The organism is Pseudomonas sp. GCM10022186, assembly GCF_042656385.1.
GTDB lineage: Bacteria > Pseudomonadota > Gammaproteobacteria > Pseudomonadales > Pseudomonadaceae > Metapseudomonas.
In genome coordinates, this window is record NZ_JBHSOU010000002.1 from 354,503 (window position 1) to 368,246 (window position 13,744).

The 13,744-nt window shown below is 65.0% G+C and carries 12 protein-coding genes; 5 read left to right on the forward strand and 7 right to left on the reverse strand.

What is annotated here, in order from left to right; translation table 11 throughout:
* Positions 1-116: 116 nt before the first annotated feature.
* On the forward strand, positions 117-2,129 hold the full coding sequence (rep, locus tag ACFPU0_RS02320) for a DNA helicase Rep (protein WP_377691172.1): 2,013 nt from the start codon (positions 117-119) through the stop codon (positions 2,127-2,129).
* A 45-nt stretch (positions 2,130-2,174) separates the two neighbouring features.
* Complete coding sequence (locus ACFPU0_RS02325) at positions 2,175-2,747, forward strand: xanthine phosphoribosyltransferase (protein WP_377691173.1); 573 nt, start codon at positions 2,175-2,177, stop codon at positions 2,745-2,747.
* Positions 2,748-2,967: 220 nt separating this feature from the next.
* On the opposite strand, the gene ACFPU0_RS02330 is transcribed toward ACFPU0_RS02325, so the two are convergent.
* From ACFPU0_RS02330 to dadA, 5 genes are all read right to left on the reverse strand, one after another.
* A complete protein-coding gene (locus tag ACFPU0_RS02330) occupies positions 2,968-3,390 on the reverse strand; it encodes a c-type cytochrome (RefSeq protein ID WP_377691174.1) in 423 nt (140 codons plus the stop codon).
* Positions 3,391-3,522: 132 nt separating this feature from the next.
* Positions 3,523-4,071: a cupin domain-containing protein gene (locus ACFPU0_RS02335; RefSeq protein ID WP_377691175.1), complete on the reverse strand. Its 549-nt coding sequence runs from the start codon at positions 4,069-4,071 to the stop codon at positions 3,523-3,525.
* Between the two features lie 198 nt (positions 4,072-4,269).
* Entirely contained in the window at positions 4,270-5,337 is a 1,068-nt protein-coding gene (gene alr, locus ACFPU0_RS02340; protein WP_377691176.1) for an alanine racemase, read from the reverse strand.
* A 66-nt stretch (positions 5,338-5,403) separates the two neighbouring features.
* Positions 5,404-5,757: a RidA family protein gene (locus tag ACFPU0_RS02345; RefSeq protein WP_377691177.1), complete on the reverse strand. Its 354-nt coding sequence runs from the start codon at positions 5,755-5,757 to the stop codon at positions 5,404-5,406.
* Positions 5,732-7,030 (reverse strand): D-amino acid dehydrogenase, encoded by a 1,299-nt coding sequence (gene dadA / locus ACFPU0_RS02350; RefSeq protein WP_377691178.1) that lies wholly within the window; start codon positions 7,028-7,030, stop codon positions 5,732-5,734. The genes ACFPU0_RS02345 and dadA overlap by 26 nt, the downstream gene beginning before the upstream one ends.
* A gap of 158 nt (positions 7,031-7,188) precedes the next feature.
* Between dadA and ACFPU0_RS02355 the strand changes: the two genes are divergently transcribed.
* Positions 7,189-7,677 carry an Lrp/AsnC ligand binding domain-containing protein gene (locus ACFPU0_RS02355; protein ID WP_016495366.1) on the forward strand — a complete coding sequence of 163 codons (489 nt, stop codon included), beginning with the start codon at positions 7,189-7,191 and terminating at the stop codon, positions 7,675-7,677.
* 99 nt (positions 7,678-7,776) lie between these two features.
* On the forward strand, positions 7,777-9,099 hold the full coding sequence (locus ACFPU0_RS02360) for an NAD(P)/FAD-dependent oxidoreductase (protein WP_377691179.1): 1,323 nt from the start codon (positions 7,777-7,779) through the stop codon (positions 9,097-9,099).
* 289 nt (positions 9,100-9,388) lie between these two features.
* On the opposite strand, the gene ACFPU0_RS02365 is transcribed toward ACFPU0_RS02360, so the two are convergent.
* Positions 9,389-10,540, reverse strand: a complete 1,152-nt coding sequence (locus tag ACFPU0_RS02365; RefSeq protein WP_377691180.1) for an MFS transporter — start codon at positions 10,538-10,540, stop codon at positions 9,389-9,391.
* Between the two features lie 130 nt (positions 10,541-10,670).
* Positions 10,671-12,164 carry an aldehyde dehydrogenase gene (locus tag ACFPU0_RS02370; RefSeq protein WP_377691181.1) on the reverse strand — a complete coding sequence of 498 codons (1,494 nt, stop codon included), beginning with the start codon at positions 12,162-12,164 and terminating at the stop codon, positions 10,671-10,673.
* Positions 12,165-12,394: 230 nt separating this feature from the next.
* On the opposite strand from ACFPU0_RS02370, the gene ACFPU0_RS02375 reads away from it, so the two are divergent.
* Complete coding sequence (locus tag ACFPU0_RS02375; protein ID WP_377691182.1) at positions 12,395-13,735, forward strand: aspartate aminotransferase family protein; 1,341 nt, start codon at positions 12,395-12,397, stop codon at positions 13,733-13,735.
* Positions 13,736-13,744: the final 9 nt, after the last annotated feature.

Consider the following 13,744-nt stretch of genomic DNA (forward strand, 5'->3'; position numbering starts at 1 on the left):
TTCCAAGCACCACCGGCCTGCAAGGGGCGATCCGTCACAGTTGCCCAGAGGTACTTCGGCACAGCCCCACCGGCCTGCTAGAATGCGCGGCCATTCGCCTCGATCCAGCCCCCAGCATGTCCCGACTCAACCCCCGGCAGCAGGAAGCCGTGAACTACGTCGGTGGTCCGCTCCTGGTGCTCGCCGGCGCCGGCTCCGGCAAGACCAGCGTGATCACCCGGAAGATCGCCTACCTGGTGCAGCAGTGCGGGATCCGCGCGCAGCACATAGTCGCGGTGACCTTCACCAACAAGGCGGCGCGCGAGATGAAGGAGCGCGTCGGCACCCTCCTGCGCGGCGGCGAGGGCAAGGGCCTGACGGTGTCCACCTTCCACAACCTCGGACTGAACATCATCCGCAAGGAGCATTCGCGCCTGGGCTACAAGCCGGGGTTCTCGATCTTCGACGAGTCGGACATCAAGGCTCTTCTGACCGACATCATGCAGAAGGAATATGCCGGGGATGATGGCGTCGACGAGATCAAGGGCTATATCGGCAACTGGAAGAACGACCTGATCCTGCCGGAGGAAGCGCTGGCCAAGGCGCGCAACCCCAAGGAGCAGACCGCCGCCGTCGTCTACCTGCACTACCAGCGCACGCTCAAGGCGTACAACGCGGTGGACTTCGACGACCTGATCCTGCTACCGGTGAAGCTGTTCCAGGACAATCCGGACATCCTGGAGAAGTGGCAGCACCGCGTGCGCTACATGCTGGTGGACGAATACCAGGACACCAACGCCAGCCAGTACCTGCTGGTGAAGCTGCTGGTGCAGCACCGCGCGCAGTTCACCGTGGTCGGCGACGACGACCAGTCGATCTACGCCTGGCGCGGCGCGCGCCCGGAAAACCTGATGCAGCTGAAGGAAGACTTCCCCTCGCTGAAGGTGGTGATGCTGGAGCAGAACTACCGCTCCACCAGCCGCATCCTGAAATGCGCCAACATCCTCATCGCCAACAACCCCCACGTGTTCGAGAAGCAGTTGTGGAGCGAGATGGGCGTGGGCGACCCGATCCGGGTGATCCGCTGCCGCAACGAGGACGCCGAGGCCGAGCGCATCGCCATGGAAATCCTCACCCTGCACCTGCGCACCCAGCGGCCCTACAGCGAGTTCGCCATCCTCTACCGGGGCAACCACCAGGCCAAGCTGATGGAGCTCAAGCTGCAGCACCACCAGATCCCCTACCGGCTGTCCGGCGGCACCAGCTTCTTCGGCCGCCAGGAAGTGAAGGACCTGATGTCCTACTTCCGCCTGCTGGTGAACCCGGACGACGACAACGCCTTTCTCCGGGTGATCAACGTGCCGCGCCGGGAGATCGGCTCCACCACCCTGGAGAAGCTCGGCAACTACGCCACCGAGCGCGGCATTTCGATGTACGCCGCCTGCGACGAGATGGGCCTGGCCGAGCACCTGGACAGCCGCTTCACCGAGCGCCTGCAGCGGTTCAAGCGCTTCATGGACGGCGTGCGCCAGCAGTGCGCGCAGAACGACCCCATCGCCGCGCTGCGCAGCATGGTGATGGACATCGACTACGAGAACTGGATCCGCCAGAACGCCTCCAGCGACAAGGTCGCGGACTTTCGCATGGGCAACGTCTGGTTCCTCGTCGACGCCCTGAAGAACACCCTGGAGCGCGACGAAGATGGCGGCATGACCATCGAGGAAGCCATCGCCAAGCTGGTGCTGCGCGACATGCTCGAGCGCCAGCAGGAAGAAGAGGAAGGCGCCGAGGGCGTGCAGATGATGACCCTGCATGCCTCCAAGGGCCTGGAGTTCCCCTATGTCTTCATCATGGGCGTGGAGGAGGAGATCCTCCCCCACCGCTCCAGCATCGAAGCCGACACCATCGAAGAAGAACGCCGCCTGGCCTACGTGGGCATCACCCGCGCGCGGCAGAACCTGGCCATGACCTTCGCCGCCAAGCGCAAGCAGTACGGCGAGATCATCGAATGCTCCCCCAGCCGCTTCCTCGAGGAGCTGCCCCAGGAAGACCTGGAATGGGAAGGCATGGAAGACGCACCGGTGGAGGTGAAGGCCGCGCGCGGCAACACCGCCCTGGCCGATATCCGGGCCATGCTGAAGAAGTCGTAACCAAAGAACCCCGGCACAGACCGGGCTATCAACGAGGGTAAGGGCGTGGAAGCGCTGAAACAGAAGATTCGTGACGAGGGCATCGTACTGTCCGACCAGGTGCTGAAGGTCGACGCCTTCCTCAACCACCAGATCGATCCGCGCCTGATGCAGCAGGTGGGCCATGAGTTCGCCGAACGTTTCCGCGGCCAGGGCATCACCAAGATCGTCACCATCGAAGCCTCGGGCATAGCCCCCGCGGTGATGGCCGGCCTGGAACTGGGCATACCAGTGATCTTCGCCCGCAAGTTCCAGTCGCTGACCCTCAAGAGCGACCTGCTGATCTCCAAGGTGTTCTCCTTCACCAAGCAGACCGAAAGCACCATCGCCATCTCGGCCAAGCACCTGACCGCCGCCGACCATGTGCTGGTGATCGACGACTTCCTCGCCAACGGCCATGCCGCCAAGGCGCTGATCGACCTGATCCAGCAGGCCGGCGCCAGCGTCGCTGGCCTCGGCATCGTGATCGAGAAATCCTTCCAGGAAGGCCGCGCCCTGCTGGAAAGCGAGGGCTACCGGATCGAATCCCTGGCGCGCGTGGCCTCCCTGGCCGACGGCAAGGTGACCTTCCTCGACTGAGTTCGGAGCAGTCGCTTCATCGACTGCGGACGGGCCGAACGATGGGTATCGCTCCGCTCCACCCATCCTACGATTCGAGCTCCGACCGTTTTCGTAGGATGGGTGGAGCTTGCGATACCCATCATTGGCAAGCGAACCGGACGATGGCTGCGACAACGGGTCGCAGCGAGCAGGCATGAAAAAGCCGCCCTCGGGCGGCTTTTTCGTCGATGCGGCGCTATTACAGGCCGGACATCTTCTTGATGGCGCCTTTCAGCTCATCATCGGTGCAGTCGGCGCAGGTGCCCTTCGGCGGCATGCTGTTGATGCCGGAGATGGCCTTGGCCAGCAGACCATCGACACCACCTTCTTTAGTGGCGCGCTCTTTCCACGCTGCGCCGTCGCCGATCTTCGGCGCGCCCAGCACGCCAGCGGTGTGGCAGGCGCCACAGTGCTTGGCGATGATGTCGTCCGGCGTGCGGGCACCGCCGCCAGCGGCTGCGGCTACGGCGCCAACGCCCTTGCATTCCTGACCCTGTACGCAGACCTCGCCCACCGGCTTGATGCGCTCGGCAATGGCGTCGTCGGTCGCGGCCTGGGCGCTAACAGCCCACAGGGCCAATACGGCAGCATGGGCCGCCAGCATCTTCTTGATTAGGTTCACCCTTACACCCTCATCGTGGCTAGTATCGCCCGCGGCCACGGTTTCGCGGGCGGGCGCAAGTATATACGGTTAGTCCGTCACGCTGAAACAACCCAACTTGTCGCAGGGAAATGGGCGTAGCGGCTGTGGAATTCAGAAGTTCGCCGGCGTGGTGGCGCTGATCAGGCGTGCCGGGGCATCGAAGGGATTGCGGAAGCGGTGCGGTTTGCTGCTTTCGAAGTAGTAGCTGTCGCCAGGCTCGAGGATGTACACCTCACTGCCGATGGTCAGCTCCAGGCGACCTTCCACCAGCATGCCGGCCTCTTCGCCTTCATGGGCGTACATCTCGTCGCCGGTGTCGGAACCTGGCGGGTAGGTTTCGTCGAGGAAGGCCAGGGCGCGGCTGGGATGGGCCTTGCCCACCAGCTTCATGGTGATGGCGCCACTGCAGATATCGGTGAGTTCGGAAGCCCGATAGACCACCTGGACCTGGTTTTCGTGCTCCAGATCGAGGGAGAAGAATTCCACCAGCGACATGGGAATCCCCCCCAGCACCTTCTTCAGCGAGCTGATGGAAGGGCTGACGCTGTTCTTCTCGATCATGGAAATCGTGCTGTTGGTGACACCCGCGCGCTTGGCGAGCTCACGCTGGGACAGGCCTTTCAGCTTACGGATGGCTTGCAGTCGAACGCCGACGTCCAATGGCGGGATCCTCCTTGGGGATCAGGGGTAGTCACGGTCGCCGTATCATGGCAACAGCGTTCAGTATTTACAACACTTCGGCCGTCAATACTGCGCGAACTTTCCCTATCCCGAGGTAGACCTTGGCAAAGCGTTTATCTGGGGGGCAACGTCGGTGAAATGATCGATTTCCTGATCACTTCACCGCAGTTTCAGGCATCAGACGTAGACGAGCGGCACCCGGCGCAGGTTACAGAAGATCTGATAGGGAATGGTGCCGGCCCGGGCCGCTACTTCACTGGCCAGGACCTCCTTCCCCCACAGCTCGACGCGGCTGCCCAGGCCCGCCTGGGGCAGGTCGGTGAGGTCGACGGTGAGCATGTCCATGGACACCCGGCCGACCAGCCGGCTCGGCTGGCCGTCGATGCTCACCGGGGTGCCGGTGGGCGCGTGGCGGGGGTAGCCGTCGGCATAGCCCATGGCGACCACGCCGACGCGGGTCGGGCGCTCGGTGACGAACCTGGCGCCGTAACCCACCGGCTGGCCGGCGGGCAGTTCGCGCACGCTGATGACCTTCGATTCCAGGGTCATCACCGGCTGCAGGCGCTCCGCCAGGGGATGGGCCTGTTCGAAGGGGGTGGCACCGTAGAGCATGATGCCGGGGCGTACCCAGTCGCTCGGCACCTGCGGCCAGCCGAGCACCGCCGGCGAATTGCGCAGGCTGACTTCCGCCTCGAGACCTGCGCGGGCCTGCTCGAAGACGGCGACCTGCTCGGTGCTGCTGGCGCAATCCAGCTCATCGGCACGGGCGAAGTGGCTCATCAGCACGATCTTCCCCACCTTGCCGCTGGCCGACAGGCGCTGCCAGGCGTCGCGGTACTCGGCCGGGTGCAGGCCGACGCGGTGCATGCCCGAATCCAGCTTGAGCCAGACGGTCAGCGGCTTGCGCAGGCTGGCGCGTTCGATGGCCTCCAGTTGCCAGTTGGCGTGCACCACGGTCCAGAAGTCGTGCTCCTGGATCAGCTCCAGTTCATCGGCCTCGAAGAAGCCTTCCAGCAGCAGGATCGGCTTGCGGATGCCCCCCGCGCGCAATTGCAGGGCTTCCTCGATGCAGGCCACGGCGAAACCGTTGGCCTCGGATTCCAGTGCCTGGGCACAGCGCACCGCACCGTGGCCGTAAGCGTCGGCCTTGACCACGGCCAGGGCCTTGGCGCCGCTGACTTCGCGGGCGAGGCGGTAGTTGTGGCGCAGGGCTTCGAGATCGATCAGGGCACGGGCGGGACGCATGGCGAGGGCTTCTTCTGATTATCGGGTGGAAAAAACCCGGTGCAAGCACCGGGCTGAGCAAAAAACTCAGGGAAGCGCGGCGATGACCGTCATCTCCACCAGCACGTCGGGCGAGTACAGCTTCGCCTCGACGCAGGCACGGGCCGGGGCGGCGCCCTGCGGCACCCAGGCGTCCCACACCGCGTTCATCGCGGCGTAGTCGGCGTCCATGTCCTTCAGGTAGATGGTCACCGACAGGATGCGGCTCTTGTCGGTACCGGCCTCGGCCAGCATCGCGTCGATGGCGGCCAGGGTTTCACGAGTCTGCTGGCCGACACCCGCGCTGTGCTTCTCATCCAGCTGGCCGGCCAGGTAGACCGTGCCGTTGTGGATGACGATTTCGCTGTAGCGGGTTTCAGTGCGCAGGCGCTGGATTTGCATTGTTCGGGGTCTCCTTGGAATTGCCATAACGGAAGATGTCCAGGCCTTCGGCACTGATCTGCGGACGCTTGCGCGCCATCAGGTCGGCGAGCAGGCGGCCGGAGCCGCAGGCCATGGTCCAGCCAAGGGTACCGTGTCCGGTGTTGAGGAACAGGTTGCGGAACGGGGTGGCGCCCACGATCGGGGTGCCATCCGGGGTCGCCGGGCGCAGGCCGGTCCAGAAGCTGGCCTGGGACAGGTCGCCACCTTCCGGGTAGAGGTCGGCGGTGATCATTTCCAGGGTGTCGCGGCGCGCCGGATTCAGATCCAGATTGAAGCCGGTGATCTCGGCCATGCCGCCCACGCGGATGCGGTTATCGAAACGGGTGATGGCGACCTTGTAGGTCTCGTCCAGGATGGTCGAGGTCGGAGCCATGGCCGGATTGGTGATCGGCACGGTCAGCGAATAGCCCTTGAGCGGATAGACCGGCGCCTTGATGCCCAGCGGCTTGATCATTTGCGGGGTGTAGCTGCCGAGGGCCAGCACGTAGTGGTCCGCGGTTTCCAGCTTGCCGTCGATCCACACGCCGTTGATGCGGTCGCCGGCGAAATCCAGGCGCTCGATGTTCTGGCCAAAACGGAATTCCACGCCCAGCTTCTCCGCCATCTCGGCGAGGCGGGTGGTGAACAGCTGGCAGTCGCCGGTCTGGTCGTTGGGCAGGCGCAGGGCGCCGGCCAGCTTGTGCTTGACGCTGGCCAGGGCCGGTTCGACGCGGGCGATGCCGTCGCGGTCGAGCAGTTCGTACGGCACGCCGGAACGCTCGAGCACGGCGATGTCCTTGGCCGCGGCGTCCACCTGGGCCTGGGTGCGGAACAACTGGGTGGTACCGAGCGCGCGGCCTTCATAGCTGATGCCGGTTTCAGCGCGGAGCTCGTCGAGGCAGTCGCGGCTGTACTCGGACAGACGCACCATGCGCTCCTTGTTCACCGCATAGCGGGCGGCGGTGCAGTTGCGCAGCATCTGCGTCATCCACAGGTACTGGTCGATGTCGCTGGTGGTGCGGATGGCCAGCGGCGCGTGCTGCTGCAGCATCCATTTGACGGCCTTCAGCGGCACGCCGGGTGCTGCCCAGGGCGATGCATAACCGGGGGAAACCTGGCCAGCGTTGGCAAAGCTGGTTTCCATGGCCACGGCATTCTGGCGGTCGACCACGACCACCTCGAACCCTGCCTGGGCCAGGTAATAGGCGCTTGTCGTACCGATCACACCACTGCCAAGGACCATCACTCGCATGTCTGTCTCCAGTCGCGGCGGGGAATCCGCTGCGTTTGTTATCTTGAGCGTCGATGGCGCGAAGTATAGGAAGACGACACCAGTGATATTCACTATATAACTAGCTATATTTGGCGATAATTCTCGGCAGAATACGCTTCAGCGGAGGGGCATCCACCATGCGCACCCAGCATCAATCCCGTCGTGAACTGGACAAGATAGACCGGAATATTTTACGAATCCTGCAGGAAGACGGCCGCATCTCCTTCACTGAGCTGGGCGAGCGCGTAGGGCTTTCCACCACGCCCTGCACCGAGCGGGTCCGCCGCCTGGAGCGCGAGGGCATCATCCTCGGCTACAACGCCCGGCTGAATCCCCAGCACCTGAAAGCCAGCCTGCTGGTGTTCGTCGAGATCAGCCTGGACTACAAGTCCGGCGATACCTTCGAGGACTTCCGCCGTGCCGTGCTCAAGCTGCCCCACGTGCTGGAGTGCCACCTGGTGTCGGGCGACTTCGACTACCTGGTGAAGGCACGGATCAACGAGATGGCCTCCTACCGCAAGCTGCTCGGCGACATCCTGCTGAAGCTGCCCCACGTGCGCGAATCCAAGTCCTATATCGTCATGGAAGAGGTGAAGGAATCGCTGAACCTGCCGATTCCGGACTGATTCGTTACAAGCTTTCCGAACCCCTTGGCATGGTCGAGGGGTTCGCCTTATCCTGCCCGGGCGTTTAATTTTCCAAACAATAAAATCAGGATTTCGCACATGAACGCCCGCGTTCGCATCCCGGTGCACACCGAACACCACGCCCCCTCCTACTACGCCGCGACCGCCAATCGTCGCATCGACTACCCGCCCCTGGCGGGAGAGGAGCTGGCCGACGTGTGCATTGTCGGTGGCGGTTTTTCCGGGCTGAACACGGCGATCGAACTGGCCCGGCGTGGACGCAAGGTGGTGCTGCTGGAAGCCCGGCAGATCGGCTGGGGCGCCAGCGGACGCAACGGCGGGCAGCTGATCCGCGGGGTCGGCCACGGCGTCGAGCAGTTCGAGCCGGTGATCGGCGCCGAGGGCGTACGCGCCCTCAAGCTGATGGGCCTGGAGGCGGTGGAGATCGTCCGCCGCCGGGTCGAGGAATTTTCCATCGACTGCGACCTGACCTGGGGTTATTGCGACCTGGCCAACAAGCCGAGCCACCTCGCCGGCTTCGCCGAGGAGATGGAAGAGCTGAAGGGCCTCGGCTACCGCCACGAACTGCGCCTGGTGCAACCTCACGAGATACGCAGCGTGGTCGGCTCGGACCAGTACGTGGGCGGTCTGATCGACATGGGTTCGGGCCACCTGCATCCGCTCAACCTGGCCCTGGGCGAGGCCGCCGCCGCGCAATCCCTGGGCGTGCGCCTGTTCGAGCATTCGGCGGTCACTCGCATCGACTACGGTCCCGAGGTGAAGGTGCATACCGCTGGCGGCCATGTGCGGGCAAAGACCCTGGTGCTGGGCTGCAACGCCTATATGAACGACCTCAATTCCACCCTCGGCGGCAAGGTGCTGCCCGCCGGCAGCTATGTGATCGCCACCGAACCGCTGCCCGCCGACCTCGCCCATGAGCTGCTGCCGCAGAACATGGCGGTCTGCGACCAGCGCGTGGCCCTGGACTATTACCGCCTTTCCGCCGACAACCGCCTGCTGTTCGGCGGCGCCTGCCATTACTCCGGGCGCGATCCGGCGGATATCGGCGCCTACATGCAGCCGAAGATGCTCAAGGTATTCCCGCAGCTGGAAGGCGTGCGCATCGACTACCAGTGGGGCGGCATGATCGGCATCGGCGCCAACCGCCTGCCGCAGATCGGCCGGCTGCCGGACCAGCCCAACGTCTATTTCGCCCAGGCCTATTCCGGCCACGGGGTGAACGCCACGCACCTGGCGGGCCAGTTGCTGGCCAAGGCGATCTGCGGCGAGCAGAGCAGCGGCTTCGACATCTTCGCCAGGGTGCCGCACATCACCTTCCCCGGCGGCCGCCACCTGCGCTCGCCGCTACTGGCCCTGGGCATGCTCTGGTACCGGATGAAGGAAGCGGTGGGGATCGCCTGATACCCCCTCGGTGGAAATCCGCCACGCGGATTTCCACCCTACACAAAGCCTCTGCGGGTGGCGCCGTAGGATGGGTAGAGCCTGCGAAACCCATCACCGATGGGCAGGCCTGCGGCCTGCATAGCGAATGAATTCGCCCCCACATTGAGGGGCTTGGGTTTCGCCATATCCGTAGGAGCCAGCTTGCTGGCGAACGGCGTGGGCAAGGTTCGCGAGCAAGCTCGCTTCTACAGGTGCCGCGTACGCACTCGGGCACCTTACGCGAATGCCGTCCTACGTGGACGCGATTTCAGTCGGGGACGGTCTCGGCGCTGTCCTCGAACAGCTCGCGAGTCCAGGCCAGCCAGACGAAGCCGGCGGCGCCCAAGGCCATGATCAGCGGCAGGGCGTGGCCGCTGATCCACTGGCTGGCGGCACCGGTCAGCAGCGGCCCGACCAGGCAGCCGATGCCCCAGAGCTGGGCTATGTGGGCGTTGGCACGCACCAGCTCATCATCCCGATAACGCTCGCCGATCAGGATCAGGGCCAGGGTGAAGAGCCCGCCGGCACTGGCGCCGAACAGCACCCAGAGCGGCCAGATCAGCGGTGTGTGCAGCAGCAGCGGCACACCCAGGCTGCTCAGCAGCAGGGCCAGGCCGCAGCCGCGGAACAGGTTGCGCCGTGACATGCGGTCGGCCAGCCAGCCGATGGGAAGTTGCAGGGCGGCGTCGCCCACCACCACCACACTGGCCATCAGCAGGGCAACTTCCTGGCTGAAGCCCTGGCGCAGGCCATAGATCGGCAGCAGGGTCAGCATCATGGCCTCGAAGGCGGCGAACAGCATCACCGCCCAGGCGATGGTCGGCAGCCGCGCACAGAAGGACCAGAGCCCTCGCCCCGAGGCGCTGTGGGCATCGACGCTGGGTGCTCCGCTGCGGCCGAGCAGCAGCAGGGAACCGCCCACCAGCAGGCCGGTGCCGGTCCAGAAACCGAGGTCGTTGGAGGTACCCAGGGCGCTCAGCAGCAGCGGTCCGGACAACTGGCTCAGGGCATAGCCGGTGCCGTAGAGGGCCACCAGGCGGCCGCGCCACTCTTCCACCGCCAGTTGGTTGATCCAGCTTTCGCCGAGGATGAATACCACCGTCAGGGCGATACCGATCAACAGGCGCAGCAGCAGCCACACCGGGTAGACCTGCACCAGCGCCAGCAAGGCCACCGACACTGCGCCCACCAGCAGGCACAGCTGCATCAGGGTGGTGGTGCCCAGGCGCGCCGCCAGCCGCCCGGCGATCACCGCGCCGAGCAGCACGCCCACCGCCGGGGTGGCGGCCATAACGCCGATGGCGAAACTGTCGTAGCCCCAGCTTTCCAGCCGCAGCGACACCAGCGGCATGGTCACGCCCAGGGCGAGGCCGATGCTGATGACCGCGCCGCAGACCGCGAAGTAGGTTCCCCAACGCATTGCCGATGTCCTCCCTTTCCGTGTGGGGCAAAAAGCAAAAAAGGCCGGGCTCCAAGAATGGAAACCCGGCCGCAGGCGTGGCTCGCAGAGCCGGCCCCTCGAACCACGAGGGGCGGACCTCAATGGGGTATCAGAGCTTGATCCAGGTGGATTTCAGCTCGGTGTACTTGTCGAACGCGTGCAGCGACTTGTCGCGGCCGTTGCCGGACTGCTTGAAGCCGCCGAAGGGCGCGGTCATGTCGCCGCCGTCGTACTGGTTGATCCAGACGCTGCCGGCGCGCAGGGCCTTGCCGACCAGGTGGGCGCGGGACAGGTTGCTGGTCCACACCGCCGCAGCCAGGCCGTAGATGGTGTCGTTGGCGATGGCGACGGCCTCTTCCTCGTTGTCGAAGGCGATCACCGAGAGCACCGGGCCGAAGATTTCTTCCTTGGCGATGCGCATGGCGTTGCTCACGCCGTCGAAGATGGTCGGCTCGACATAGGTGCCGCCGGTTTCTTCCATCACGCGCTTGCCGCCGGCCACCAGCTTGGCGCCGTCGTCATGGCCGGCCTGGATGTAGGACAGCACGTTGTTCATCTGGGTGGTGTCCACCAGGGCGCCGACGTTGGTCGCCGGGTCCAGCGGGTTGCCCGGTTTCCAGGCCTTGATCGCCTCGACCACCATGGGCACGAACTTGTCCTTGATCGAGCGTTCCACCAGGAGGCGCGAGCCGGCGGTGCAGACCTCGCCCTGGTTGAAGGCGATGGCGCCGGCGGCGGCCTCGGCGGCGGCCTGCAGGTCAGGGGCGTCGGCGAAGACGATGTTCGGGCTCTTGCCGCCGGCCTCCAGCCAGACGCGCTTCATGTTGGATTCGCCGGCGTAGATCATCAGTTGCTTGGCGATCTTGGTGGAGCCGGTGAACACCAGGGTGTCGACGTCCATGTGCAGGGCCAGGGCCTTGCCCACGGTGTGGCCGAAGCCCGGCAGCACGTTGAACACACCAGCCGGAATGCCGGCCTCGATGGCCAGCTGGGCAATGCGGATACCGGTCAGCGGCGACTTCTCGGACGGCTTGAGGACGACGGAGTTGCCGGTGGCCAGGGCCGGGCCGAGCTTCCAGCAGCTCATCAGCAGGGGGAAGTTCCACGGCACGATGGCGGCGACCACGCCCACCGGCTCGCGGGTCACCAGGCCCAGCTCGTTGTGCGGGGTGGCGGCGACTTCGTCGTAGATCTTGTCGATGGCCTCGCCGCACCAGCGCAGCGCACGGGAGGCGGCCGGCACGTCGACGCTCAGGGAGTCGCCGATCGGCTTGCCCATGTCCAGGGTTTCCAGCAGGGCCAGCTCTTCGGCGTGGGCGTCGATCAGCTCGGCGAAGCGGATCATCACTTCCTTGCGCTTGACCGGCGCCAGGCGCGACCACACACCGGATTCGAACACGGCGCGGGCATCCTTCACCGCCAGTTCGGCGTCGGCCAGGTCACAGCTGGCGACCTTGCCCAGCAGACGGCCGTCGACCGGGCTGACGCAGTCGAAGGTCTCGCCGGAAACGGCGTGGGTGTACTCGCCATGGATGAAGGCGCGGGTCTCGATCTGCACGGACTTGGCGCGTTGTTCCCAGTCAGCACGGGTCAGGGTGGTCATTGGAGCTTTCCTCTTATTAGAAGAGTGCCGCCAGCTCAGGGCATGCACTGTCAAAAATTCTGCAAGGCCGACCTACGAATGGCCATCCTCGCAACCCTAAACCAGACCAACCAGCCTTTTCAATATATTTTACAGAATTCCATCAAACACCCTTGCCTTGTTCAATTTATCAAACATAGACTGCCATCAGATCATTACAACAGCTCACCTCGCCTTTTCCGGTGCCTACGATGACAAACGCCTCCGTGCCGCAACCGAGCAGAATATCCAACAGCCTCGACGACTTCTGGATGCCCTTCACCGCCAATCGCCAGTTCAAGGCGAACCCGCGCCTGCTGGAAAGCGCCGAAGGGATGTACTTCACCAGCAGTGATGGACGCCAGGTTCTGGACGGCACCGCCGGCCTCTGGTGTTGCAATGCCGGCCACGGCCGCCGCGAGATCACCGAGGCGGTGAGCCGGCAGATCGCCAGGCTGGACTTCGCCCCCACCTTCCAGATGGGCCACCCGCTGCCCTTCGAGCTGGCCGAGCGCCTGGCCGATATCGCGCCCAAGGGCCTGAACAAGGTGTTCTTCACCAACTCCGGCTCGGAATCGGCGGACACCGCCCTGAAGATCGCCCTCGCCTACCAGCGGGCCATCGGCCAGGGTACCCGCACCCGCCTGATCGGCCGCGAGCTGGGCTATCACGGCGTCGGCTTCGGCGGCATCTCGGTGGGCGGCATGGTCAACAACCGCAAGGCCTTCCCCGCCCTGCTGCCGAACGTAGACCACCTGCCGCATACCCTGGATATCCGGCGCAATGCCTTCAGCCGCGGCCTGCCGGAGTTCGGCATCGAGAAGGCCGACGAACTGGAGCGCCTGGTCACCCTGCACGGCGCGGAAAACATCGCCGCCGTGATAGTCGAGCCCATGTCCGGCTCGGCCGGCGTGATCCTGCCGCCGGTGGGCTACCTGCAGCGCCTGCGCGAGATCACCCGCAAGCACGGCATCCTGTTGATCTTCGACGAGGTCATCACCGGCTTCGGCCGCGTCGGCCAGGCCTTCGCCGCGCAGCGCTGGGGCGTCACCCCGGACATCATCACCTGCGCCAAGGGCCTGACCAACGGCGCGATCCCCATGGGCGCGGTATTCGTCGCCGAGGAGATCTACCAGGCCTTCATGCAGGGCCCGGAAAGCGCCATCGAGTTCTTCCACGGCTATACCTATTCCGGCCACCCGGTGGCCTGCGCCGCCGCGCTGGCGACCCTGGACATCTATCTGGACGAGCGCCTGTTCGAGCGCGCCATCGAGCTGGAAGGCTACTGGCAGGATGCCCTGCTCGGCCTCAGGGACCTGCCCAACGTGATCGACATCCGTGCCGTGGGCCTGGTCGGCGGCGTGCAACTGGCGCCCAGCGCCGATGGCGTCGGCAAGCGCGGCTTCCAGGTCTTCGAACAATGCTTCCACGATGGTGTGATGGTTCGCGTCACCGGCGACACCATCGCCATGTCGCCGCCGCTGATCGTGGAGAAGGAACAGATCGACATTCTCGTCGGCAAGCTCGCCGACTCCATCCGCAAGGCCGCCTGAACAGGGACC

Bases quoted from the DNA above. Each gene is read 5' to 3' on its own strand.
- ACFPU0_RS02345 (WP_377691177.1), bottom strand. From the start codon at position 5,757: ATGCAAATCCAGCGCCTGCGCACTGAAACCCGCTACAGCGAAATCGTC.
- rep (WP_377691172.1), top strand. From the start codon at position 117: ATGTCCCGACTCAACCCCCGGCAGCAGGAAGCCGTGAACTACGTCGGT.
- alr (WP_377691176.1), bottom strand. From the start codon at position 5,337: ATGCGTCCCGCCCGTGCCCTGATCGATCTCGAAGCCCTGCGCCACAAC.
- ACFPU0_RS02355 (WP_016495366.1), top strand. From the start codon at position 7,189: ATGCGCACCCAGCATCAATCCCGTCGTGAACTGGACAAGATAGACCGG.
- ACFPU0_RS02375 (WP_377691182.1), top strand. From the start codon at position 12,395: ATGACAAACGCCTCCGTGCCGCAACCGAGCAGAATATCCAACAGCCTC.
- ACFPU0_RS02370 (WP_377691181.1), bottom strand. From the start codon at position 12,164: ATGACCACCCTGACCCGTGCTGACTGGGAACAACGCGCCAAGTCCGTG.
- ACFPU0_RS02365 (WP_377691180.1), bottom strand. From the start codon at position 10,540: ATGCGTTGGGGAACCTACTTCGCGGTCTGCGGCGCGGTCATCAGCATC.
- dadA (WP_377691178.1), bottom strand. From the start codon at position 7,030: ATGCGAGTGATGGTCCTTGGCAGTGGTGTGATCGGTACGACAAGCGCC.
- ACFPU0_RS02360 (WP_377691179.1), top strand. From the start codon at position 7,777: ATGAACGCCCGCGTTCGCATCCCGGTGCACACCGAACACCACGCCCCC.